This is a genomic window from Streptomyces sp. NPDC059567 (assembly GCF_042735655.1).
GTDB lineage: Bacteria > Actinomycetota > Actinomycetes > Streptomycetales > Streptomycetaceae > Streptomyces.
Window position 1 is genome coordinate 1 of sequence record NZ_JBHWBS010000029.1, and the last position, 22,167, is coordinate 22,167.

A 22,167-nucleotide genomic window follows, 5' to 3' on the forward strand; every position below is an offset into this window, starting at 1 on the left:
CCCCCCGCCCCGCCCCCCCCGCCCCCCCCCCCCCACCCCCCCCCGCCACGCCGCGCGTGTCCGCTCAGCGCGGCTCCGGCGGCCGCTGCCGCGGCATGTTCGGGCGGGTGCCCGGAGGCAGCGGGAAGCGGGACGAGGGGTGCGAGCCCTCCGGGCGGGCAGGGGCGGCACCCACCGACTGAAGGGCCAGCGGCGCGGGGCCCGAGCGGAACTCGATCATCCAGTCCGCCGTCTCCGCCCGTACGAGCTCCGTCACGTCCTCCGAGAACCGCCGCAGCACCCCGAGGCAGCGCTCCGCCGCCTCGCTGGCGGTCCCCTCCGTGGGCCCGAGGACCTCCCGTACGCTCTCCGACGCCCAGTCGAACTGCAGCGCCTGCAGCCTGCGCTGCACCGCCTGGGCCGTGGCCACGTCCCTTATCCAGCCGGACGTCAGCCCGAAGTAGCGGTCGCAGACCAGACAGGCCGCGCCGAGCAGCAGCGACAGATACCCCCAGCCCGCCGCCCCGTCCGCGACGTCGGTGACGTCGAGCAGCGGCAGCGCCGCGCCCGCGATGACGCCCAGCGCCGTGCCGACCCGCAGGATCCGGGCGCAGCGGCGCTTCCAGACCCGGTCGGACAGGTACCACTCCGCCGTGCGCAGAGCATTGGACTCGACCCAGCGGTAGAGCTCGTCCAGACGCTCCGCAGGCTCGCCCCAGTCGCCGAGCGGGAACGGCGTCCCGGTCAGATCGCGGCCCGCGGCGGACCCCCCGGGCTGTCCCGGCTGCCCCGGCGGCTGCTGCGGCGGCGGCTGCATCTCCGGCTGCTGGCTCACCGGGGCACTCCTCTGTTCAGCTCGGCGCTCGTGTCCTTCTGTGACGTGCGGTGCACGTGGTGCCTGCCCTTCCTACCGCCGAATGGTGGGCTATGGGCCCGGAATCCCGGGATTTCCGCCCACAAGGGGGTCTTGATCAGGTAGAGGAGCCCGCAGTTTCTCACTCGAAAGAGTTGTGGCGGCAGGCCGGGCATGGACCACGTAGGCTCGGCCGTACCGAACGTCAGTCGTCACATCAGTCGTCCGGATGTCATCCGTATACCGTCGAAATGCCAGGAGTGACCGTGATTCCCGGTGGTGGCCAGCCCAATATGCAGCAGCTCCTCCAGCAGGCCCAGAAGATGCAGCAGGATCTCGCGCGCGCCCAGGAGGAGCTCGCCGCGACCGAGGTCGAGGGCCAGGCGGGCGGTGGCCTGGTGACGGCGACGGTGACCGGCTCCGGCGAGCTGCGCGGCCTGGTGATCGACCCCAAGGCCGTCGACCCCGAGGACACCGAGACGCTGGCCGACCTGATCGTCGCCGCCGTCAAGGCCGCCAATGACAACGCGCAGCAGCTGCAACAGGCCAAGCTGGGCCCGCTGACGCAGGGCCTGGGCGGAATGCCGGGCCTCGGCTTCTGAGCCGCTTCCGCGCCTGGGCTTCTAAGGCGCCCCGGCAGCCACTACCGTAAGAATCAAGCACTTCTCAGAAGGGCGTTCCGTTGTACGAAGGCGTGGTTCAGGACCTCATCGACGAGCTGGGCAGGCTGCCCGGCGTCGGTCCCAAGAGCGCGCAGCGGATCGCCTTCCACGTCCTCCAGGCCGAGCCGACCGACGTACGCCGTCTCGCGCACGCGCTGCTGGAGGTCAAGGAGAAGGTCAGGTTCTGCGCGGTCTGCGGCAATGTGGCGCAGCAGGAGCAGTGCAACATCTGCCGCGACCCGCGCCGGGACCTGTCGGTCATCTGTGTCGTCGAGGAGCCGAAGGACGTCGTGGCGATCGAGCGGACGCGCGAGTTCCGCGGGCGCTACCACGTGCTCGGCGGCGCGATCAGCCCGATCGAGGGCGTCGGCCCGGACGACCTGCGCATCCGTGAGCTGCTCGCGCGGCTGGCGGACGGGACCGTCACCGAGCTGATCCTCGCGACCGACCCGAACCTGGAGGGCGAGGCCACCGCGACGTACCTGGCACGGATGATCAAGCCCATGGGCCTCAAGGTCACGCGTCTGGCGAGCGGGCTGCCGGTCGGCGGCGACCTGGAGTACGCCGACGAGGTCACCCTGGGGCGTGCCTTCGAGGGGCGGCGACTGCTAGATGTATGACGACAGGGTTCGCGCGCCAGCGCCCGAAGGAGGCACTCGCGATGTCTGACGCCACACTGCACGCGATCACGCAGGATCCGGACGACTTCGCGGTCCAGATCGCCGACTCGATCGAGTCCTTCATCGTGGCCACCACGGAAGTGGCCAAGGGCGACGAGCCCGACAGCGCGGTGCCCTTCCTGCTCCTGGAGATCTCCCAGCTGCTGCTCGCCGGCGGCCGGCTGGGCGCGCACGAGGACATCGTCCCGGACGAGCGGTACGAGACCGACACGGGTCCCGAGCCGGACGTGGACGAGCTGCGCGAGCGGTTCGCGGTGATGCTGGACCCGGTGGACGTCTTCTCGGAGGTCTTCGACCCGTACGAGCCGCGCAAGGCGCCGGTTCCGGCCCGGATCTCCGACAACCTCGCCGACATCGTCACCGACCTGCGGCACGGGCTGGCCCACTACCGGGCGGGGCGCGTGAGCGAGGCGCTGTGGTGGTGGCAGTTCTCCTACTTCTCCAACTGGGGCCCGACGGCCTCGGCGACGCTGCGGGCGCTGCAGTCCCTCGTCGCGCACGTCCGTCTCGACCAGCCGCTGGCGGCCCTGGACGGCCTCGACACGGACGAGGACCTGACCGAGGACGACCTCGCGGAAGAGGCGGGCCGGGTCATGGCGGAGGAGATCGCGGGCCCGCTGGGGCTGGGCACGCTGAAGAAGTAGCGCCTGCCGCCTGCCGTCTTCCTGCCATCATGGGGCATGGCAGGTGGGGGACGGTCAAGAACGTTGCTGTGGACCGGCATTGGCGTCGGGGTGGCAGGAGTCGTGGCGCTGGTCGTCGTGGCCGTCGTCGACCTCGGGCGGGCCGATCAGATCGCAAGCGTGGTGGGAGCCGTGCTGGCCGCGGCGGGGCTGGGGCTTTCCCTGCGGTCACGGTCGTCGGCCGGTGGGGCTGTCACCGCGTCCGGGGAACGGTCCGTCGCCGCCGGCGGGAGCATCGGCTCCGTCGTTACGGGGGACGGAGCGCAGGCGCCCGCCCAGCCGGTGACGCTTCCGTCCTCGACCCCGCCGTCCGCGTCGCCGCCCCCCGGGTCCGTCACCGCCTCCGGGGACCGGTCCGTCGCCGCCGGTGGTGACATCGGGAGCGTGTCGACGGGGGACGCGTGAGCGGTGTCGAGCGCGGCGTCGAGGCCGTCGGGGAGCGGTCCGTCGCGGCCGGCGGGAACATCGGGCGAGTCGCGACGGGGGACCACGTCACCCAGGTCGAGCGGGCCGTCCTGCTGCCGCCGGAGGCCCTCGCGCCGGCCGCCTGTCCGGACGGGCTGGTCAGGATTCCGCGCAAGGCCGTGCGCTTCGTCGGCCGTGAACGCGAACTGCGGTGGCTGGACGCGCACTTCGAGACCGGCGATCACCGTGTCGCGGCCGTCCGGGGGCTCGGCGGCGTCGGCAAGTCGACGCTCGCGGCCCGCTGGGCGGCCCTGCGGGCCGAGGCGCACCACCCCACCTGGTGGATCACCGCCGAGAGCCGTGCCGACCTCGACTCCGGGCTCGCCGCCCTCGCTGATCGACGTACTGCCGCAGGAGGCCCTGCGCGAGCGGGCGTTGCAGTGGCTGGCCACGCACGACGGGTGGCTGCTCGTGCTCGACAACGTCACCGAGGCCGCCGACGTCGAGTCGCTGCTCTCGCGGGTCGCGCGGCGGCGCAGACGGATCCTGATCACGACGCGGCAGGCAGCCGGCTGGCACGGCCTCGCCGAGGTCCTGGCCCTGACCGTGCCGGACGAGGGCGAGTCGTACGAGATGTTCACCGGGGCCGTCACGGGACTCACCTCCCGGGACACCGCCCAGGTGCGGACACTCTGCGCCACGCTGGGCCATCTGCCGCTCGCCGTCGCCCAGGCCGCCGCCTACTGTCACCTGGCGTCACCTCGGTGACAATGCCGGTGCGGTCGCCCTGCTGACGCAAACGCTCGCCGGGCTCCAACGGCTGCTGGGACCCGACCACCCGGACACCCTGCGGGTGCGGAGCAACCTGGGCGTCGCCTACCAGGACGACGGGCGCCCGGAGCAGGCCATCGCGCTGCACGAGGAGACGCTCGGTGAGCGCGAGCGGCTGCTCGGTCCGGACCACCCGGAGACGCTGGCCTCCCGGCTGAACCTGGTCCGGCTCTACGAGGCGGTGGGGGAGGTCGAGCGAGCGGCGGCCGAGTTCGACACGGTGGTCGCCGACACCGTACGGGCGCTGGGGGACGACCACCCCTTCACCGCGCACCTCCGGCACGTCCGGCCACCAGGCTGACCGCCCTCCGGCGTGTGAGGCCGCCCACACCCCCGCGTACCCACGGCCCTGCCGGGCAGACGGAGTCCTATGAGCGGCCCGGGCGTTCGGCCGAGATCACTTCCTGAGCGGGACATCTCAGGATCTGATATACGGTCGGCGATTCCGGGCCGCTCGTTAAACTGAGCCGACCGCAGTAATGACTGCGGCAGAGACTGAGCGAGGAGCGCACGTGGGCCTTGTCGTGCAGAAGTACGGAGGCTCCTCCGTTGCCGATGCCGAAGGCATCAAGCGCGTCGCCAAGCGGATCGTGGATGCCAAGAAGAACGGCCACCAGGTGGTCGTCGTGGTTTCCGCGATGGGCGACACGACGGACGAGTTGATCGATCTCGCCGAGCAGGTATCCCCGATCCCTGCCGGGCGTGAGTTCGACATGCTGCTGACCGCCGGAGAGCGGATCTCCATGGCCCTGCTGGCCATGGCGATCAAAAACCTGGGCCACGAGGCCCAGTCGTTCACGGGCAGCCAGGCCGGTGTCATCACCGACTCGGTCCACAACAAAGCGCGCATCATCGATGTCACGCCGGGCCGGATCCGTACCGCCCTCGACGAGGGCAACATCGCGATCGTGGCCGGCTTCCAGGGCGTGTCCCAGGACAAGAAGGACATCACCACGCTGGGGCGTGGCGGGTCCGACACGACGGCCGTCGCGCTGGCCGCCGCGCTCGACGCCGAGGTCTGCGAGATCTACACCGACGTCGACGGTGTGTTCACGGCCGACCCGCGCGTGGTGAAGAAGGCGAAGAAGATCGACTGGATCTCCTTCGAGGACATGCTGGAGCTCGCCGCCTCCGGCTCCAAGGTGCTGCTGCACCGGTGCGTCGAGTACGCACGCCGATACAACATCCCGATCCACGTCCGCTCGTCCTTCTCGGGGCTGCAGGGCACCTGGGTCAGCAACGAGCCGCAAGGGGACCGCAAGGTGGAGCAGGCCATCATCTCGGGCGTCGCCCACGACACCTCCGAGGCGAAGATCACCGTCGTCGGTGTGCCGGACAAGCCGGGCGAGGCCGCGGCCATCTTCCGGGCCGTCGCGGACGCCGAGATCAACATCGACATGATCGTGCAGAACGTGTCCGCAGCCTCCACCGGTCTGACGGACATCTCCTTCACGCTTCCCAAGGCCGAGGGCCGCAGGGCCATGGACGCCCTGGACAAGGCGAAGGGCGCGATCGGCTTCGAATCGCTGCGCTACGACGACCAGATCGGCAAGATCTCCCTGGTCGGCGCGGGTATGAAGACGAACCCGGGCGTCACCGCGTCCTTCTTCCAGGCGCTGTCCGACGCCGGTGTGAACATCGAGCTGATCTCGACCTCCGAGATCCGGATCTCGGTGGTCACCCGTGCGGACGATGTGAACGAGGCCGTGACGGCCGTCCACACCGCCTTCGGGCTCGACAGCGACTCGGACGAGGCCGTCGTCTACGGCGGCACCGGCCGGTGACGAACCGATGACCGCCAAGCCGACGCTCGCGGTCGTGGGAGCGACCGGGGCCGTCGGTGCGGTGATGCTCCAGCTCCTGTCGCAGCATGCCGACGTCTGGGGCGAGATCCGACTCGTCGCCTCCCCGCGATCGGCCGGCCGCAAGCTGGCCGTGCGCGGGGAGGAGACCGAGGTACTCGCGCTGAGCGAGGACGTCCTGGAGGGCGTCGACCTCGCGCTCTTCCTCGTGCCCGAGGACATCGCGGCGCGGTGGGCGCCGATCGCCGCCGCCAAGGGCGCGGTGGTCGTGGACACCTCCGCCGCGTTCCGGGCGGACCCGGACGTGCCGCTGGTGGTCCCGGAGATCAACCCCCACGCCGCACGGGTACGGCCGCGGGGCATCGTGGCGAGCCCGGGCTGCTCCACGCTGGCGCTGATCGTCGCCGTGGGCGCCCTGCACGCCGAGTTCGGGGTCGGTGAGCTGGTGGTGACCGCCCAGCAGGCCGCGAGCGGGGGCGGGCAGGCGGGTGTGGCCGCCCTGCGCGAGCAGCTGTCGCTGGTGGCCGGGACCGAGCTGGGCAACCACCCCGGCGACGTACGGCGGGCCGTCGGCGACGACACCGGGCCCTTCCCCGGTCCCGTCGCGCTCAATGTCGTGCCCTGGTCCGGGTCCCTGGGGGAGGACGGCTGGTCCTCCGAGGAGCTGCGCATCCGCGCGGAGACGCGCAAGATCCTCGACCTGCCCGGGCTTCCGGTGGCGGCCACGTGCGTGCGCGTCCCGGTCGTGACCGCGCACTCCGTCTCCGTCCACGCGCGGTTCGAGCGGCCGGTGAGCGTCGCGCGGGCGCACGAGATCCTGGCGACGTCGCCGGGTGTGGTGCTCTACGACGATCCGGCCTCGGGCGATTTCCCCACGCCCGCCGATGTCGTGGGCACGGATCCGGTCTGGGTGGGGCGGGTGCGTCGCTCGATGGACGACGAGCGTGCGCTCGAGTTCTTCGTCTGCGGCGACAACCTCCGCAAGGGCGCCGCGCTGAACGCCGTACAGATCGCGGAGTCGATCATTCGCCCGGAGCGCCCCAATGGTCCAGACCATCTGGATGATCACGAGCGCCCCTGAGCGCCCCCGAGTGTCCGGAAATCGGCGACGCGGGATCGTTTGAGTTTGTAGCATCTGTGAACACCTTGTGAGCAAGTCGGCGACGGATGCCCCTTGAACTGGGGTGACGGCATGTTCGACGATGCTCTTCCCGCTTGCCGCAACCGGTAGTTGGGTGGGCCGCGTCTCTGCGTGCGCTCTGGTGGTGTATCGCATGAGGTGCTGTCAAAACGGGGCATTGGGGAAGATCGGGTACGCATGATGACAAGTGGCTCACCGTCAAAAACGGTGGCGTACTCGTACAACCCTGACGGGGGGAAGCGTGTCCAACAGGCGTGGCAGAGGTACTCGACATCACAGCGGTCGTCCCGCTCCGAGGCGCGGCAGTCGTCCCCTTGCGGGGCGGGCTCGCGGTCCCCGTACGCGGCACCGCGGCGCGCCCGCTCACACGCCCGCGTCCGGCCGGCGGCATGCCGGTGATCGCTCCCGTGCCCACCGGCACCCGGACGTCCGGTGTGATCGGCATCCCCTCGCCGCGCGAGAGCGCTGAAGGCATCGTGGCCGCGGGCACCACCGTCGATCACCTGACCGAGACGTACCGAGCGCACTACCGTTCGCTCCTCGGCCTCGCCGCGCTGCTCCTCGACGACACGGCCTCCTGCGAGGACGTCGTCCAGGAGGCGTTCATCCGCGTCCACTCCGCCCGCAACCGGGTCCGGGACCCCGAGAAGACGCTGGCGTATCTGCGCCAGACGGTCGTCAACCTGTCCCGTTCCGCGCTGCGCCGCCGCATCCTCGGACTCAAGCTGCTGTCCAAGCCGATGCCGGACATGGCGAGCGCGGAAGAGGGCGCGTACGACCAGCTGGAGCGGGACGCGCTCATCAAGGCGATGCGCGGGCTGCAGCGGCGGCAGCGTGAGGTGCTGGTGCTCCGGTACTTCGCGGACATGACGGAGGCACAGGTCGCCGAGACGCTCGGCATATCCCTGGGGTCGGTGAAGGCGTACGGCTCGCGTGGCATCGCGGCGCTGCGCGTCGCGATGGAGGCGACGGCATGAGCTCCGACGGCAAGGGCCCGGACGACAAGGGCCCCGACGCGACGAGCGGGCTGCCCGACGAGCGTCGCGACGACATGGGACACGGCATTGTGAACGACGGGCCGGACAGCGGGGCGTTCGAGGGCGGGGTGCCCGATGGTGGGGCGTCCGACGGCGAGGCGTCCGACGGCGGGGTGCCCGATGGTGGGGCGACTGGCAGTGGGGTGACCCCTGGTGGAGTGCCTGGCGATGGGGCGTACGAGGGTCGGGCGACCGGAAGCGGGGCGTCCGACGGTGGGGTGACCCCTGGTGGCGTGCCTGGCGATGGGGCGTCCGGCAGGGAGATGTCCGACGACAGGGCGTCCGACAGCGCGGCCTTCGGTAACTGGGCCTCCGACCACAGGGCCACCGACAGTGGCGCGCCCGGTGACGGTGCGTCCGGTGACGAGCGGGCCGCGGGCGGCCTTCTCGGGGGCGCCGACCTCTTCGGGAGCAACGCCCCCTTCGCGGGCGACGAGCTGGCGCTGCGGCGTCTGCTCCACGGCGCCGTGGCGGACCTGCACCCCTCCGAGGGCGCACTGGACCATCTGCGCCGCGCGGTGCCCGTACGGCGCACCCGCAAGCGCCAGGCCATCGTCGGCTTCGCCGCGGCCGCGGTGCTGATCGGCACGGCCGTTCCCGCCTTCGTACACGTCGCCAACTCGGGTGGCCTCACCGCCGACCAGGCCGTGAACGCCGGCCACGGCGAGCAGGCCCAGGGCGGCACCGGCTCCGAGACGGGCGTCGAGGGCGGTCAGCAGACCGCGGGCACGCCGACCGGCGCCGCGAGCCCGAGCCAGGGCGCGGCCGAGGGCGCGGGCAAGCCCGAGCAGTCCGAGGCCGGGAAGTCGGGCGGTGCGGGCACCGGTTCGAAGCCGCCGGAGGACTCCCAGCCGGACTCGTCCTCGCCGGTGTGCGAGGCGGGACAGCTGGGCGTCAGCTCGGCGCAGGCGGGCGGACCGGATACCGAGGGCAAGGTCTACGGCACCTTCCGCATCGCCAACATCTCCGGCAAGGACTGCGTGGTGAGCGGCGGCGGCAGCGTCGGCTTCCAGGCCCTGGGGGCGGCGGACGGTTCCAAGATCTCGGTCGTGGCGCACACGGCCGGCGACGCGGCGAGCGGCCTTCCCGACCCCTCGCAGGAGTCGCCCGCGCTGGTCCTCAAGCCGGACAACGCGTACGAGGTGAAGTTCGCCTGGGTCCCCTCGGAGACCTGCCCGACGGTCAACCCCTCGCCGGACCCGAGCACCACGACGGACGGCGCGGGCGGTACGTCGGCGGGGGCCACGGGGTCGACCGGCAACGGCGCGGAAGCCGACGGCGCGGGGACTCAGCTCGGCACGGAGGGGACGCCCGCGGACGGCAGCGTCGCGGTCAGCCACACCGCGGAGGCGGGCGGCCCGCAGGCGGCGACGACGATCCCGAACGCCTGCGCGGGCACGATCTACCGCACCGGCGTCCTCGACGCGTCCTAGGGACGTTCCAGGGGCCACCGGTGCCCCAAGGCCCGGGAGTCGGCGCCCGGGCCTCGGGGCACCGGGCTTCGCATGCATCGGGTTGGGCGGAGCACCGGGCTTCGCGGGGCGCCGGGCGTCGGGTTTCGCGGGGCGTCGGGCACCGGGTTTCGCCGGGCATCGGGTTGAGCGGAGCACCGGGCTTCGCGGGGCGCCGGGCGTCGGGCTTCGCGGGGCGTCGGGCTGGGCGGAGTATCGGGCTTCGCGTACCGCCGGGCGTCGGGCACCGGGTTTCGCCGGGCGTCGGGCGTCGGGCTGGGCGGAGCACCGGGCTTCACGGGCCGTCGGGCACCGGGTTTCGCCGGGCGCCGGGCCGCGGGCTTCGCGGGGCGTCGGCCTCGGGACACCAGGCTTCGCAAGCCACCGGGCCTCCGGCCGTCGGGCTTCGCGGCCACCGGGCCTCCGGCCGTCGGGCTTCGCGTGCCGCCGGGCCTCCGGCCGCCGGGCTTCGGGGCTAGAGGCCCAGCGCCTCGTCCCGCCGGGCCTCCACCTCGCGGCGCAGCAGGCGGAACCACATGAAGACCACGAAGCCGGCGAAGACGAACCACTCCGCCGTGTAGCCGAGGTTCTGGAACGCCTTCAGATCCAGCGACGTGCCCGCCGCGGCGGTCGCCGGGACCGGCGTCAGCCCGGCCGGGGAGTCCACGACCGTGACCCACGCGTCGTAGACCTCGTCGGTGACCAGGTTGATCAGGGCGCTCGCACTGATCATGCCGAGCTGGCCCTCGGGGAGCCCGCCCGCCGCGTGGACGCCCTTGGTCCCCGCGTTCTCGGACGCCTGGAGGGCGCCCACCACGGTGACCTCGCCGGACGGCGGGGCCGGCGCCTTCGCGCCGGCCGGCAGCCAGCCCCGTACCACCGGCAGCGACTTGCCGCCGTCCGTCTTCAGCATCGTCAGCACATAGCTGCCGCGCCGGCCGTCCAGCTCACGGTCCGGTACCAGGAACTGCTCCCCGTACCGGCCGCTCGCCTCCGCATGCCGACCGGACGTCTCCTTGTCCACCGGCAGCAGCTCGTCCAGCGGCTCGGTCCTCAGCGTGCCCGGGTCCGGGGCCTGCTCCGCCTCCCGGTGCGAGTCGACGCGGTCCTCGAACTTGCCCATCTGCCAGGTCCCCATGAACAGGCAGAACGGGATCGCCAGCAGGACGAAGACGTTGATCCCCCACCAGCGGGGCGTTTTCAGGAACCGGTACACCCCTCCACGGTACGCAGCCGCCTCACCCCCCGACCGGGCGGGTCCCCAGGTGACGCGCGGCGAAGGCCAGCTCCAGACGGACCTGCTTGATCCGCTCCTCCACCACCAGGGAGCCGTGCCCCGCGTCGTACCGGTACACCTCGTGCACCGCGGAACGGGCCGCCAGCCGGTCCACGTAGTTGTCGATCTGCCGGATCGGGCAGCGCGGGTCGTTCACACCCGCCGAGATGTAGACCGGAGCCGTGACCTTGTCCACATACGTCAGCGGGGACGAGACCTCGAACCGCTCCGGCACCTCCTCCGGCGAGCCGCCGAACAGCGTCCGGTCCAGCGCCTTCAGGGCCTCCATCTCGTCCTCGTACGCCGTCACGTAGTCCGCGACCGGGACGGCGGCGAGCCCCACCGACCAGGCGTCCGGCTGCATGCCGAGCCCCAGCAGTGTCAGATACCCGCCCCACGAGCCGCCCGACAGGACCAGCTTCGCCGGGTCGGCGAGACCCGAGGCGACCGCCCACTCGCGGACGGCGGCGACGTCCTCCAGCTCGATCAGGCCGACCCGGTGCTTGAGCGCGTCCGTCCACTCCCGGCCGTAGCCCGTCGAGCCCCGGTAGTTGACCCTGACCACTGCGTAGCCGTGGTCGAGCCAGGCCGCCGGGCCCGAGGCGAAGGCGTCGCTGTCGTGCCAGGCCGGCCCGCCGTGCACCTCGAAGATCGTGGGGAACGGACCCTCGCCCTCGGCCGGCCGCTGCACGAGCGCGTGGATGCGGCCGCCGGGCCCCTCCACCCACACGTCCTCCACCGGCACCGACCCCGGCGCCTTCGCGCCCGGAGGGTCGAGGACGATCCCGCCGTCCGTCGAGCGCACCACCGGCGGCTGCGCCGCCGAGGACCACAGATACTCCACGGTGCCGTCCGGCCGGGTCGTGGCCTCCGAGACCGAACCGGCCGGGGTCTCCACCCGCACCAGCGCGCCCGTCGCGATGTCGTACCGCCACAGCTCGCTGCGCGCCTCGAAGCTGTGCACGATCAGCAGACCCGTGCCGTCCTCGTACCACTCCGCCGACACATCGCCCGGCAGATCGAGCCGGAGATCGATCTCCTGGCCCGTCGCCACGTCCCACAGCAGCGGCTCCCAGCGCCCCCGCCGCTGGTGGCCGACCAACAGCCGGGTGTCGCCGTCGACCGGCGCGAAGCCCAGCACGGCCAGGCCCAGCTCCTCCGTACCGCCCTTGGAGTCGTCCAGCTCGGCCACCACCGAGGAGTCCTCGGCACGCAGCACCCGCAGGGCCGAGTGCATCGCGTCGCCGTGCTCCGTGTGCTCGATCGCGATCAGCGAGCCGTCGTGCGAGAGGTCGCCCACGCCCGCCGACTCCCGGTGCCGGTAGATCTCCACCGGCGCCGCGCCGCCGCGGACGAGATGGACCGTCGAACCCTCCTCGTCCGTCGAGCGGCCGACGACGACCGTGCCGTCACGGCCGATTGCGAGACCCGCCGGATACGAGGCCGCGAGCCCGGGCACCGCGGGCTCGTCCGCGCCGCCGCCGAAGGGCTGGCGCATCCACACCCCGAACTCGTCCCCGTCCGTGTCCGAGAACCACCAGATCCACTGCCCGTCCGGGGACAGCGTGCCGTCCGTCGTCCCGTTCGGCCGGTCCGTCACCTGCCGCTGCTCGCCCGTCGCCCGGTCCCAGGCGTACAGCTCGTACGTCCCCGTCGCGTTGGACACGAACAACGAACGGTCCGGTGCCTCCTCGGCCCACTCGGGCAGGGACACCCGCGGCGCCCGGAACCGCTGCTCCCACACCGGGATCTCCGGTGACGGGCCCGAGCCGCCGGCGCTCTCACCCGGCCGGTCTGCGATCTCATTGGTCTCAGTCATGGCCCCCATGATGCTCCGGTCCGCCGACAATCCGTTCGCATCGTCCGCAACCTGTGGATAACCTCCCGGGCATGTACGCACCGACGCCCGACGACTGGCACGAGGCCAACCGTGCCCGCTGGGACGAACGAGTCCCGATCCACGCCGCCAGCGAGTACTACGACCTCGACGCGTTCCGGGCCGGCAAGGAGGCGCTGCGCGACTTCGAGCTCGCGGAGGTCGGTGACGTCACCGGCCGCTCCCTCCTCCACCTCCAGTGCCACATCGGCCTGGACACCCTGTCCTGGGCCCGGCACGGTGCCTCGCACGTCGTCGGCCTGGACTTCTCCGAGCCCGCCGTCGAGACGGCCCGCTCGCTCGCCGCCGACCTCGGCCTGTCCGCGGACCGGGCCGCGTTCGTCGCCGCCGACGCGTACGACGCCGCCGAGGCCGTCCCCGACTCCTCGTACGACATCGTCTACACCGGCACCGGGGCGCTGAACTGGCTGCCCGACATCGAGCGCTGGGCCGAGACCGCCGCCTCGCTCGTCGCCCCGGGCGGATTCCTGTACGTCGCCGAGTTCCATCCGATCACCGACTCCCTCGACGACGAGACGGGGAGCCGGATCGTCAACGACTACTTCGTACGCGAACCGTGGGTGGATTCCAGCTCGGGCACGTACGCGGACATGGAGGCCGCCACCGTCCACAACCGGAGCGTGGAGTGGGTGCACCCGGTCGGCGAGGTCGTCACGGCCGTCGCCAAGGCGGGGCTGCGCATCGAGTTCCTCCACGAGCACGACGTCTCGCTCTACTCCCGGTACGAGACGCTGCAGCGGCAGGAGGACGGGTACTACCGCTTCCCGGCCGACCGGCCGCGGATACCGCTGATGTACTCGCTCAAGGCGTCCCGCCCCCGCTGACGCGTATCACCGCGCGGCCGCCGGCCAGGTCCACCGTGGACCGGTGCGGCGGCGCGCCGTCCTCCTCGTCGTCGCGCAGCACGAGCGCGCTCTGCCGCTCCTTGAGCTCGTTCTGCTTGCCCTGCGAGAAGGTGGCATGCAGCTGCTCGAAGCCGGTCGAGGAGACCTGGCCGCTGCGGCGGCCGCGCCCGGTCGCGCGCAGGATCTGGTCGGCGAAGGCGACCACGGTGAGCAGGATGACCAGCCCCGGCAGCGTCACGAACACGGCGAACTCCATGCCGGTCATTGTCCGGGACGCCGGCCGGAAAGGGCAGGGCTCGCGCAGGCGGTGTCAGCCGCGGGGGGTGTCCGACGCGGATCCGGCCGGGGGCGTCTGCCGGTGCGATCCGGTGATCGTCTTCGAGAGCCGGCTGCGGACGACGGCGGTGCCGATGGCGCCTGCGAGCGCGGCGGCGCCGAGGCCCAGGGCGAGGGCGGACGGGCCGGAGTCGGAGACGACGTCGGCGGGGACGGTGGCCGCCGCCTCGGCGGCTGTCTGGAGCGGGTGCATGTCCCCAGGGGACCGGACCACGGCCCCCCGGGCCACCTGACGGACCCCGTTCGAGGTCCGGGGCGGCCGGCCGGGGGCTCAGGGGGCCGAAGGCTCAGGCGGTGTCGCGGGTCCGGGTCCGGGGGTCCAGGGCGTGGCCGGGGTTCAGGGGGCCGGGGGCTGAGACGGTGTCGCGGGTCCGGGGCCGGCGGGAGGGGCCCAGGTGACGTCGCGGTCCGGGCGGGCGGTCGCCAGAATCAGGCGGTGTCGCGTGCGTGGGCGCGGAGTCGGGCTTCGAGGCCGTCGAGGATGGCCTCGACGCCGAATTCGAACTTCTCGCTCATCAACGCGGCCGGGTCGACGCCCTGCTGGTCCTCCATGCGGGCGCGCAGCCGGGGGTACTGGGACGCGATCCCGTACGCCCACTCGGTGACGCTCTGCGCCGGCTTGCCCTCGTCGCCCTTGCCCCGGGGGGCCTGCGCGGTGGCGATCGTGGCCTCGGTCGCGTCGACGAGCAGGGTGCCGGCCACGAAGGTGAAGGCGGAGTTGACCGCCCAGTCGAGCTCCCAGCCCTCGAAGCCCGCCGCTTCGTAGATCGCGCACGAGTGGTCCTGGAAGCGGGCCATGCCGTGGCCGTAGACGAAGTGCGAGCTGATCGCCGGGACGAGCCAGGGGTGGCGCTTGCCCAGCGCGTACGTGTCGTGCACGAGGGCGCGCGCGGCGGCGCGCCAGCCGGCCTCGGCCGGGTCGATGAACGTCAGCTCGCTCCACACCGCGTCGGCCGCGAGCACGATGAGGCTCTCCTTGCTGCCGACGTGCCAGTACATGGCCGTCGCCGCCGAACCCAGCCGCTGGCCGAGCTTGCGCATGCTCAGGCCGTCGATGCCCTCGCTGTCGAGCAGCTCGACGGCGGCTCGGACGATCTGGTCTCGGGTCAAGGTCTCACGCGGCATGGCCCCAGCGTAGCCGACTTTCTTGCACGGTGTTCAACTCAGGGCTTGCGTCATGCGCGAGTCGTCTTTTACGGTGTTCAAGTCAGCGGAGTTGAACACCGTAAAAGTGAGGGGTGACCACAGTGACGGCCACGACCATCGCCGCACCTGCCACGGCCATCGAGGCCGTCGGGCTGCGCAAGTCGTACGGGGAGAAGCTGGTCCTCGACGGGATCGACCTGCGGATCGAGGAGGGCACGATCTTCGCGCTGCTCGGTCCGAACGGGGCCGGCAAGACGACGACCGTGGAGATCCTGTCCACTCTCGTCCGCGCCGACGGCGGCCAGGCGCAGGTCGCCGGCCACGACCTGACCCGGCAGGCCGACGGCGTGCGTCGGTCGATCGGCGTCACCGGCCAGTTCGCGGCGGTGGACGGCCTCCTGAACGCCGAGGAGAACCTGCTCCTCATGGCCGACCTGCACCACCTCGACCGCCGCGAGGCCCGCCGCCACACCGCCGAGCTCCTGGAGCGCTTCGAGCTCACCGAGGCGGCGCGGAAGCCGGTCTCCACCTTCTCCGGAGGTATGCGGCGCAAGCTCGACCTGGCCATGACGCTGGTCGGCGAACCGCGGATCATCTTCCTCGACGAGCCCACCACCGGCCTCGACCCCCGCAGCCGCCGCACCATGTGGGAGATCATCCGCCGCCTGGTCGCCGAGCAGGGCGTGACCATCTTCCTCACCACGCAGTACCTCGAAGAGGCCGACCAACTCGCCGACCGCATCGCCGTCCTGGACCAGGGCCGCCTCGTCGCCGAAGGCACCGCCGAGGAGCTGAAGCGCCGCATCCCGGGCGGACACATCCGACTCGCCTTCGCCGACGAGTCCCGACTCGCCACCGCGGCCGCCCTCTTCGCCGGTTCCGCCGCGGACCACGAGGAGCTCACGCTCCGCATCGCAAGCGACGGCAGCCTGCCCACCCTCCGCGCCGTCCTCGACGTCCTGGACGGTGCCTCCGTCCCCGCCGAGAACCTCACCGTCCACACCCCGGACCTCGACGACGTCTTCCTCGCCCTGACCGGCTCCGTCAACGCCCCGAAGGAGAACGCCCGATGAGCACGAACACGATCACGAACACGAGGACGAACTCGAACCCGAACGCGGGCGCGGGAATGGGTGTGAGCGCCAAGCCGAAGTCGTACGCGCTGCGCGACTCGATGACGATGCTGCGCCGCAACCTCAAGCACCAGCTGCGCTATCCGTCCATGACGATCGCGATCGTCGCGATGCCGGTCCTGATGCTGCTGCTCTTCGTGTTCGTCTTCGGCAGCGCGCTCGGCGAGGGCATCGGGCTCGCGGGCGACCTCGGCGCGTACACCGACTACGTCACGCCGGGCATCATCCTGATGGCCGTCACGTCCGGCGCGATCTCGACCGCCGTGTCCGTGTGCACCGACATGACCGAAGGCATCGTCAACCGCTTCCGGACCATGTCGATCTCCCGTGGAGCGGTGCTGACCGGTCATGTCTTCGGCAACCTGATCCAGGTGACGGTCATCCTGGTCATCGTCGTCGGCGTGGCCCTCGCGATCGGCTTCCGGCCGGAGGCCACCCTCGTCGAGTGGCTCGCCGCGCTCGGTCTGGTGCTGTTCCTCGCGTTCGGCCTCAGCTGGATCTCGGCCGCCATGGGCATGGGTGCCAAGACGGTCGAGGCCGCGAGCAACGCGCCGATGCCGCTGACGTTCCTGCCCTTCCTCGGCAGCGCCGTCGTCACCACCGACTCGATGCCGACCGGGCTGAGCTGGTTCGCCGAGTACCAGCCCTTCACCCCGATCAACGAGACCCTCCGGGGGCTGCTGCTCGGCACCGAGATCGGCAACAACGCCTGGATCGCGCTCGCCTGGTGCGCGGGGCTCGCCCTGGTCGGCTACTTCTGGTCCCGCTCGGCCTTCAACCGCGAGGCCACCCGCTGACGCCTAGGACAGCCAGGCCATACCGATGAGCAGGAAGACCACGAAGGCTATGCCGCCGGCCACGGCGGCGGTCTTCCTGGGACGGCGCCGGGAGAGGGCGGCAAGACCGCCCTCGCTCCGGCGCGCTTGCCGTCGCGGAGCGGCGACAGCGGACTGAGGCCGGGCCTGAGTCCGGGGCCGGGGCTGAGGCGCCCGGGACCGCGCCTGCGCCTGCGATGGCGCGTGGCGGGGCTGCTGGTGCTGCTGGTGCTGTCGGGGGTGCTGCTGAGGCCCGCTCTGATACGGCTGATTCGGCTGGGCATGGGGCAGGGGGTGACCGCGCCAGGCGCCCGAGGAGAACCAGTCCGCGATCGCCTGGGCCGGGGGTCTCTGCTCGGGTTCCTTGGCCAGCAGCGTGAGGAGGTACGCCTCGAACGCGGCGGGCAGCCCCACTCCGAGCTGCCGGGGCGGCGCGGGCGGGGTGTCGATGTGCTGGTACAGCAGGGCGGTCGCGGTGTCGCCCTGGAACGGAGGCCGTCCGGTGAGGAGTTGGTACAGCACGCAGCCGAGCGAGTACACGTCGGACGCCGGCGACGCGGGCCGGCCGAGAGCACGCTCGGGAGCGAGGTAGAGGCCGGTGCCGACGATCTGCCCCGTGGTGGTGAGCCCGGCGGAGGGGTCGTCGACGAAGCGGGCGATGCCGAAGTCCGCGAGCTTCACGGTCCCGTCGCCGTCGAGGAGCAGGTTCCCGGGCTTGATGTCCCGGTGCACGACTCCCTCCCGGTGCGCGGCGGCCAGCCCGGCGGCGGCGTGGGCGGCGACGTGGGCCACCCGCTCGGCGGGCAGCACGAGCGGGGTCCCCGGGTTTCCGGCGAGGCTCTCCCCCTCGACCAACTCCATGACGAGGAACAGCTTTTCGTCCCACGTACCGAAGTCGAAGACGCCGACGACATGGGGATGACTCAGCCGCGCCGCGGTCTGCGCCTCAAGCCGGAACCTGTCGGCCGCCGAGGGGTCGGTCCCGTGACCCAGCATCAGCTTCACGGCCACGGCCCGCCCGAGCACCTCGTCGGTGGCCTGCCACACCTCGCCCATGCCGCCACGCCCGACACACGAGTGGAGCCGATATCGGTCCGCGACCAGCACCTGAGACCCAGCCTTTCGACGGCAAGCCAACCTGACAGAGCATGTGTCGCCGTACTCCGCTGCCGGCGCCCGATGCCGTTCCAGGGTAGGCGCCTTGATCGACATCTCGCCCACGAACCCCGGCGCAGCCCGGCTCTACGGATCACAGCGCCGGTCGTTGCCGGATCGCTCCAGGTCTGTGCTGAGTGTCGGCAGCGCCAGGTGGAGCGCGCTCATGTCCATGATCACGAGCAGCGTCGGCGCCACCAGCCAGCCCACCCCGCTGGTGCTGGTGGCGAGCAGCTCGGCTGCGTAACGCTCCTTGACGTACTGGGAGAGCAGCAGCACGGCGGTCGTAGGTTCTCCATCGAACCGATCGCCCTGTCCAGGCGATCACTTGCAGGGCGAAATCATGCGCATGCTCAGGGGTAATTGCGCCGTTCTTCAGCCCGGACCGCAGTCGGACAGCCATGCCCGACTCCTCGTCCACGAGAACATGGAGGGGGCAGAGTGAGATGCTCCGGATCGGGAAACCGGTGAGGGAGTGCCAGAACCTCGCGGCACTCCCACAGTCGTATTCGCTTCCTGCCTTCTCCGTCCATCGAGAAGGCAGTCCACCGCACACCCCAGTCCGCGGGGAATCCTCACAGAGGATCCGCGGCGAATCCTCACAGAGGACCGTCTGCGACCGCCACCTTCCAGGAAGCAGCACCGGACAGCTTGACGACTACGGCCTGAGGTTCTTTCTCGGTGATTCGCTCGGCAGCGTTCTCCACCCCGTCACAGGGATGGCTGATCCACTTCTTGCCGGCGACCTCCAGAGACATATTCCCGGTGCCCGAACACACGAAGTGCACCGTGTACGACGCATGCGGCGGAGTGAAGACAGGAAGACCGGTCCCCACCTTGCCATCCATCTCCTTGATGAGGAGCTTCTTCCCCCGGGCCTGCTCCAATTTCAAATCCGGGGCCGGCTTCTGGGTTCCGCCGCCTCCCGACGTGCCGGCATTCGTCGCCGGCGGCCCTTCGCCCTGACCAGGATCGGATGAGGTCGTACATCCCGTGACCAACGCGAGCAGCACTGCACTGGCAGCCACCAACGCCCTAGAACTCACTGTTCTCCCCATCGCCGATAGGCTCCCCACCCCAAGCGGGGCACACCATGACGCTACCGGCACGGTCAGTAGTAGACGCGCCAGTTGGTCCGGTACGGAGCCCAGGCGTTGAAGTAGGTCTTGGTGCCGTAGGAGCAGTTGCTGTACTGGTGAGCGGTCCACCCAGAGACGTTCTCCCTCCAGTTACCGAAGTCACCCTTGAGCGTGGAGTGCGGCTTCACCGTGCCGGAGACCTCCTCCCCAATCTCGGCAGTCTTCGACTTCTCGACACTTCCGTTCACCTCGGCCGCGATCTTGGCGAAAATCCATGCCTTCATTTCGGCCGAAACGGTGATGGAGAGCCCGTAGGTCGTGGTGCCGCTCTTCTTCGACGTGAACTTGAAGTTCTGGGTGCTGCCGGTTCCGTTGGTGACAGACGTGCGGTACTTCACGTCCAGGGTGTTCGCAGTATTGGTCGGGATGGCCGCACGCTTCCCGGGCTGGCAGTACTCGGCCTGCGGCTGCGGATCGAACGGATCGACCGGTGCTGCGCCCGCGGGCCCCACCGACAGGAGCGTAATGGCCAGTGCGCCCGTGGCGGCGATCGCCGCCTTCTTGAACTGCATCTCTGTTTCCCCCTTGCGGTCAAGTAACGCCCTTGGGGTCGGGGTTACTTGGGTGAAGCTAGCAACAGAGGAGGTGACGAGTGATGAAATGCCTTAAGTTTGAGGTTTACCTGAGGTGACAATTCGATGCAAAGGGACGGAAGATGTTTAATACCGTACCCGCAGGCCTCTTTGTTTGGAATTGGATGAATTTGGAGTTCCGGTTAATTGGCCTCATTCCTGTTTCCTGGGTGTGGCTGGAATTAGCTCGCCGCTGTCTCAGCGGCCAGCCGCGCCGACCCATCCCCCACCCGGGTGGGGCCGGCTCCGCCCGGACGCGAAGATCACGGTGGAGGGGGCACCGGAGCGTATGGCGCAGCTCGGCGAATCACCCCAGGAGCTGATGGAGGCCCCGCGGGCCGCATGGCTTCCATCCGACCGCCTCGTCAACGATCACACGCAGGCCGGTGACGTAGCGGCAGTGCATGGGGCCGCCAGTGCCGGCGTCGGACCGACCGGGATCTCCACTCGGCCTGCCCCAGGTCGCTCCCCGATGCCCAGAAACCACTCAGGGGCCCGACCCGCTCTCGCGGATCAGGCCCCTGACCTGGTGTTTCAGCTGTCGGGGTGGCGGGATTTGAACCCACGACCTCTTCGTCCCGAACGAAGCGCGCTGCCAAGCTGCGCTACACCCCGATGTCGCTGCTCTGTTCTTCACGTCGCGGCGACATCGATTACTTTAGCCCACCCACGCCCGGAGACGAAATCCGGTTTTCGACGGGCAGCGCCGCAGGTCGGATGTGGTCCGGCCGGTGCTCGCCCGGGCCGGCGCGTGTGAGGGGGACGTCTCAGTCGCGCGCCGTCAGTGTCAGCAGCGTCGCCTCCGGGGGGCAGGCGAAGCGCACCGGGGTGAAGCGGTTCGTGCCGCAGCCCGCCGAGACGTGGAGGAACGAGGTCCGGCCCTCCACCGTGTGCGTCGAGAGGCCCTTCACCCGGTCCGTGTCCAGGTCGCAGTTGGTCACCAGGGCGCCGTAGAAGGGGATGCACAGCTGGCCGCCGTGGGTGTGGCCCGCCAGGATCAGGCCGTAGCCGTCCGCCGTGAACGCGTCGAGCGTGCGCAGATACGGGGCGTGGACCACGCCCAGCGAGAAGTCCGCCGTCAGGTCGGGGCCGCCCGCCACCCGCTCGTACCGGTCGCGCTTGATGTGCGGGTCGTCCAGGCCGGTGAAGGCCAGCTCCAGGTCGGGCAGCTTCAGCCGGCCCCGGGTGTTGGTCAGGTTCACCCAGCCCGCGTCGTCGAAGGCGTCCCGCATCCCCTCCCACGGGTTGTGCACCGCGCCCACCACCGGCTTGTTGCCGTTCAGCCCGTGCCGCCCCTGGGCCTTCTCCAGCAGGTAGAGGGCGGGGTTGCGCAGCCGCGGCCCGTAGTAGTCGTTGGAGCCGAAGACGTACACGCCGGGGAAGTCCATCAGCGGGCCGAGCGCGTCCAGGACCTCCGGGACCGCGTCCGTGTCCGAGAGGTTGTCGCCCGTGTTGACCACGAAGTCCGGGCGCAGCCCCGCGAGCGACTGCAGCCACTTCCGCTTCTTGTGCTGGCCGCACACCATGTGGATGTCGGAGACCTGAAGGACCCGCAGATCCCGCATTCCGCGCGGGAGTACGGGGATCGTCACCCGGCGCAGACGGAACGAGCGGGCCTCGAAGCCCGCCGCGTAGACCAGTCCGGCCGCCGCCGTCGCCGTAAGACCTGCCGTGACCTTCAGGGGGATCCCGTACCGTGCGCGCATCCCCCCATCGTCGCAGACCCGATGGAGGGAAATGCGCGGGCGGGCAGGGTGGGGCACCTGACACACTTGGGGCATGACCACGCTCAAGGCCAAGCTTCAGGACGACCTCAACGCCGCCATCAAGGAGCGCGACGAGCTGCGCTCCTCGACGCTCCGGCTCACCCTCACCGCGATCACCAAGGAGGAGGTCTCGGGCACGACCAAGCGCGAGCTCTCCGACGACGAGGTGCAGAAGGTGATCGCCAAGGAGGCGAAGAAGCGCCGTGAGGCCGCGGAGGCCTTCGCCCAGGGCGGTCGCGCCGAGTCGGCCGAGCGGGAGAAGGCCGAGGGCGTCATCCTCGACGCGTACCTGCCTAAGCAGCTCGGCGACGACGAGCTGGAGCAGATCGTCGCGGCGGCCGTCGCCGAGGCCAAGGCCGCCGGCGCCGAGGGCCCGCGGGCCATGGGCGCCGTGATGAAGATCGTGAACCCGAAGGTCGCCGGGCAGGCCGAGGGCGGCCGGGTCGCCGCCGTCGTGAAGAAGCTCCTCGCCGGCTGAGTCCCGCGCATGTTCCCGGGCCGGAGCCCGGACACGTTCGCCGGCTGACCTGAAGCTCGCGTGCCGGAGCCCGGGAACGCCGGCT

24 protein-coding genes, 1 tRNA gene and 1 pseudogene are annotated in these 22,167 nt (G+C 71.0%); 13 read left to right on the forward strand and 13 right to left on the reverse strand.

Translation table 11 applies throughout. The features are described 5' to 3' along the window. Positions 1-64: 64 nt before the first annotated feature. Complete coding sequence (locus ACFVZW_RS15675) at positions 65-796, reverse strand: SLATT domain-containing protein (protein ID WP_384521446.1); 732 nt, start codon at positions 794-796, stop codon at positions 65-67. Between the two features lie 302 nt (positions 797-1,098). On the opposite strand from ACFVZW_RS15675, the gene ACFVZW_RS15680 reads away from it, so the two are divergent. From ACFVZW_RS15680 to ACFVZW_RS15690, 3 genes are all read left to right on the forward strand, one after another. Continuing rightward, positions 1,099-1,434 (forward strand): YbaB/EbfC family nucleoid-associated protein, encoded by a 336-nt coding sequence (locus tag ACFVZW_RS15680; protein ID WP_384521449.1) that lies wholly within the window; start codon positions 1,099-1,101, stop codon positions 1,432-1,434. An 80-nt stretch (positions 1,435-1,514) separates the two neighbouring features. Next, positions 1,515-2,114, forward strand: a complete 600-nt coding sequence (gene recR / locus ACFVZW_RS15685) for a recombination mediator RecR (RefSeq protein WP_352190380.1) — start codon at positions 1,515-1,517, stop codon at positions 2,112-2,114. 41 nt (positions 2,115-2,155) lie between these two features. Next, positions 2,156-2,818 (forward strand): DUF5063 domain-containing protein, encoded by a 663-nt coding sequence (locus ACFVZW_RS15690; protein WP_383554001.1) that lies wholly within the window; start codon positions 2,156-2,158, stop codon positions 2,816-2,818. Between the two features lie 146 nt (positions 2,819-2,964). Here ACFVZW_RS15690 and ACFVZW_RS15695 read toward each other — a convergent pair whose 3' ends face one another. Then, positions 2,965-3,591, reverse strand: a complete 627-nt coding sequence (locus tag ACFVZW_RS15695; RefSeq protein WP_384521318.1) for a hypothetical protein — start codon at positions 3,589-3,591, stop codon at positions 2,965-2,967. Between the two features lie 31 nt (positions 3,592-3,622). On the opposite strand from ACFVZW_RS15695, the gene ACFVZW_RS15700 reads away from it, so the two are divergent. From ACFVZW_RS15700 to ACFVZW_RS15725, 6 genes are all read left to right on the forward strand, one after another. After that, complete coding sequence (locus ACFVZW_RS15700) at positions 3,623-4,030, forward strand: hypothetical protein (protein WP_384521320.1); 408 nt, start codon at positions 3,623-3,625, stop codon at positions 4,028-4,030. A 22-nt stretch (positions 4,031-4,052) separates the two neighbouring features. Beyond that, positions 4,053-4,394, forward strand: a complete 342-nt coding sequence (locus ACFVZW_RS15705) for a tetratricopeptide repeat protein (protein ID WP_384521452.1) — start codon at positions 4,053-4,055, stop codon at positions 4,392-4,394. 211 nt (positions 4,395-4,605) lie between these two features. Beyond that, positions 4,606-5,877: an aspartate kinase gene (locus ACFVZW_RS15710; RefSeq protein ID WP_384521323.1), complete on the forward strand. Its 1,272-nt coding sequence runs from the start codon at positions 4,606-4,608 to the stop codon at positions 5,875-5,877. A 7-nt stretch (positions 5,878-5,884) separates the two neighbouring features. Next, positions 5,885-6,976, forward strand: a complete 1,092-nt coding sequence (locus ACFVZW_RS15715) for an aspartate-semialdehyde dehydrogenase (protein WP_384521326.1) — start codon at positions 5,885-5,887, stop codon at positions 6,974-6,976. Between the two features lie 449 nt (positions 6,977-7,425). Further along, positions 7,426-8,013 (forward strand): SigE family RNA polymerase sigma factor, encoded by a 588-nt coding sequence (locus ACFVZW_RS15720; protein ID WP_376434958.1) that lies wholly within the window; start codon positions 7,426-7,428, stop codon positions 8,011-8,013. Positions 8,014-8,336: 323 nt separating this feature from the next. Further along, the gene (locus ACFVZW_RS15725; protein ID WP_384521328.1) at positions 8,337-9,506 is read left to right on the forward strand and encodes a hypothetical protein; all 1,170 of its coding nucleotides are present in this window, start codon (positions 8,337-8,339) and stop codon (positions 9,504-9,506) included. 493 nt (positions 9,507-9,999) lie between these two features. On the opposite strand, the gene ACFVZW_RS15730 is transcribed toward ACFVZW_RS15725, so the two are convergent. Together ACFVZW_RS15730 and ACFVZW_RS15735 are read right to left on the reverse strand one after the other, a co-directional pair. After that, positions 10,000-10,740 (reverse strand): SURF1 family protein, encoded by a 741-nt coding sequence (locus ACFVZW_RS15730; protein WP_384521331.1) that lies wholly within the window; start codon positions 10,738-10,740, stop codon positions 10,000-10,002. 22 nt (positions 10,741-10,762) lie between these two features. After that, positions 10,763-12,619 carry a S9 family peptidase gene (locus tag ACFVZW_RS15735; RefSeq protein ID WP_384521333.1) on the reverse strand — a complete coding sequence of 619 codons (1,857 nt, stop codon included), beginning with the start codon at positions 12,617-12,619 and terminating at the stop codon, positions 10,763-10,765. A gap of 71 nt (positions 12,620-12,690) precedes the next feature. Here ACFVZW_RS15735 and ACFVZW_RS15740 point away from each other — a divergent pair, with 71 nt between their 5' ends. Continuing rightward, positions 12,691-13,521: a class I SAM-dependent methyltransferase gene (locus ACFVZW_RS15740; RefSeq protein WP_384521336.1), complete on the forward strand. Its 831-nt coding sequence runs from the start codon at positions 12,691-12,693 to the stop codon at positions 13,519-13,521. Here ACFVZW_RS15740 and ACFVZW_RS15745 read toward each other — a convergent pair. From ACFVZW_RS15745 to ACFVZW_RS15755, 3 genes are all read right to left on the reverse strand, one after another. Next, positions 13,499-13,798, reverse strand: a complete 300-nt coding sequence (locus tag ACFVZW_RS15745; RefSeq protein ID WP_329118920.1) for a DUF6191 domain-containing protein — start codon at positions 13,796-13,798, stop codon at positions 13,499-13,501. The two genes, ACFVZW_RS15740 and ACFVZW_RS15745, sit on opposite strands and share 23 nt — an antisense overlap. Before the next feature lie 54 nt (positions 13,799-13,852). Continuing rightward, entirely contained in the window at positions 13,853-14,071 is a 219-nt protein-coding gene (locus tag ACFVZW_RS15750) for a hypothetical protein (protein WP_384521339.1), read from the reverse strand. A 236-nt stretch (positions 14,072-14,307) separates the two neighbouring features. Then, on the reverse strand, positions 14,308-15,003 hold the full coding sequence (locus ACFVZW_RS15755) for a TetR/AcrR family transcriptional regulator (RefSeq protein ID WP_384521342.1): 696 nt from the start codon (positions 15,001-15,003) through the stop codon (positions 14,308-14,310). A 122-nt stretch (positions 15,004-15,125) separates the two neighbouring features. On the opposite strand from ACFVZW_RS15755, the gene ACFVZW_RS15760 reads away from it, so the two are divergent. After that, entirely contained in the window at positions 15,126-16,097 is a 972-nt protein-coding gene (locus tag ACFVZW_RS15760; RefSeq protein ID WP_384521456.1) for an ATP-binding cassette domain-containing protein, read from the forward strand. Between the two features lie 56 nt (positions 16,098-16,153). Continuing rightward, the gene (locus tag ACFVZW_RS15765) at positions 16,154-16,954 is read left to right on the forward strand and encodes an ABC transporter permease (protein WP_384521458.1); all 801 of its coding nucleotides are present in this window, start codon (positions 16,154-16,156) and stop codon (positions 16,952-16,954) included. 3 nt (positions 16,955-16,957) lie between these two features. On the opposite strand, the gene ACFVZW_RS15770 is transcribed toward ACFVZW_RS15765, so the two are convergent. The 6 genes and pseudogenes from ACFVZW_RS15770 to ACFVZW_RS15795 all read right to left on the reverse strand — a co-directional run bounded on the left by ACFVZW_RS15770 (position 16,958) and on the right by ACFVZW_RS15795 (position 21,544). Continuing rightward, the gene (locus ACFVZW_RS15770; RefSeq protein ID WP_384521345.1) at positions 16,958-18,079 is read right to left on the reverse strand and encodes a serine/threonine-protein kinase; all 1,122 of its coding nucleotides are present in this window, start codon (positions 18,077-18,079) and stop codon (positions 16,958-16,960) included. A gap of 243 nt (positions 18,080-18,322) precedes the next feature. After that, positions 18,323-18,418, reverse strand: a pseudogene (locus tag ACFVZW_RS15775) (DNA-binding response regulator); the annotation flags it as partial. Between the two features lie 308 nt (positions 18,419-18,726). After that, entirely contained in the window at positions 18,727-19,155 is a 429-nt protein-coding gene (locus ACFVZW_RS15780; protein ID WP_384521347.1) for a hypothetical protein, read from the reverse strand. Between the two features lie 83 nt (positions 19,156-19,238). Then, on the reverse strand, positions 19,239-19,778 hold the full coding sequence (locus ACFVZW_RS15785) for a hypothetical protein (RefSeq protein WP_384521350.1): 540 nt from the start codon (positions 19,776-19,778) through the stop codon (positions 19,239-19,241). 601 nt (positions 19,779-20,379) lie between these two features. Continuing rightward, positions 20,380-20,453: transfer RNA gene (locus ACFVZW_RS15790), tRNA-Pro, on the reverse strand. Positions 20,454-20,605: 152 nt separating this feature from the next. Then, a complete protein-coding gene (locus tag ACFVZW_RS15795) occupies positions 20,606-21,544 on the reverse strand; it encodes a metallophosphoesterase (protein WP_384521353.1) in 939 nt (312 codons plus the stop codon). Between the two features lie 73 nt (positions 21,545-21,617). Here ACFVZW_RS15795 and ACFVZW_RS15800 point away from each other — a divergent pair, with 73 nt between their 5' ends. Continuing rightward, positions 21,618-22,082 carry a GatB/YqeY domain-containing protein gene (locus ACFVZW_RS15800; RefSeq protein ID WP_329118929.1) on the forward strand — a complete coding sequence of 155 codons (465 nt, stop codon included), beginning with the start codon at positions 21,618-21,620 and terminating at the stop codon, positions 22,080-22,082. Positions 22,083-22,167: the final 85 nt, after the last annotated feature.

Coding starts and splice junctions, on each gene's coding strand:
- ACFVZW_RS15675 (WP_384521446.1), bottom strand. CDS start 796: ATGCAGCCGCCGCCGCAGCAGCCGCCGGGGCAGCCGGGACAGCCCGGG.
- ACFVZW_RS15690 (WP_383554001.1), top strand. CDS start 2,156: ATGTCTGACGCCACACTGCACGCGATCACGCAGGATCCGGACGACTTC.
- ACFVZW_RS15715 (WP_384521326.1), top strand. CDS start 5,885: ATGACCGCCAAGCCGACGCTCGCGGTCGTGGGAGCGACCGGGGCCGTC.
- ACFVZW_RS15720 (WP_376434958.1), top strand. CDS start 7,426: ATGCCGGTGATCGCTCCCGTGCCCACCGGCACCCGGACGTCCGGTGTG.
- ACFVZW_RS15725 (WP_384521328.1), top strand. CDS start 8,337: ATGTCCGACGACAGGGCGTCCGACAGCGCGGCCTTCGGTAACTGGGCC.
- ACFVZW_RS15735 (WP_384521333.1), bottom strand. CDS start 12,619: ATGACTGAGACCAATGAGATCGCAGACCGGCCGGGTGAGAGCGCCGGC.
- ACFVZW_RS15740 (WP_384521336.1), top strand. CDS start 12,691: ATGTACGCACCGACGCCCGACGACTGGCACGAGGCCAACCGTGCCCGC.
- ACFVZW_RS15745 (WP_329118920.1), bottom strand. CDS start 13,798: ATGGAGTTCGCCGTGTTCGTGACGCTGCCGGGGCTGGTCATCCTGCTC.
- ACFVZW_RS15750 (WP_384521339.1), bottom strand. CDS start 14,071: ATGCACCCGCTCCAGACAGCCGCCGAGGCGGCGGCCACCGTCCCCGCC.
- ACFVZW_RS15755 (WP_384521342.1), bottom strand. CDS start 15,003: ATGCCGCGTGAGACCTTGACCCGAGACCAGATCGTCCGAGCCGCCGTC.
- ACFVZW_RS15765 (WP_384521458.1), top strand. CDS start 16,154: ATGGGTGTGAGCGCCAAGCCGAAGTCGTACGCGCTGCGCGACTCGATG.
- ACFVZW_RS15785 (WP_384521350.1), bottom strand. CDS start 19,778: ATGCAGTTCAAGAAGGCGGCGATCGCCGCCACGGGCGCACTGGCCATT.
- ACFVZW_RS15795 (WP_384521353.1), bottom strand. CDS start 21,544: ATGCGCGCACGGTACGGGATCCCCCTGAAGGTCACGGCAGGTCTTACG.
- ACFVZW_RS15800 (WP_329118929.1), top strand. CDS start 21,618: ATGACCACGCTCAAGGCCAAGCTTCAGGACGACCTCAACGCCGCCATC.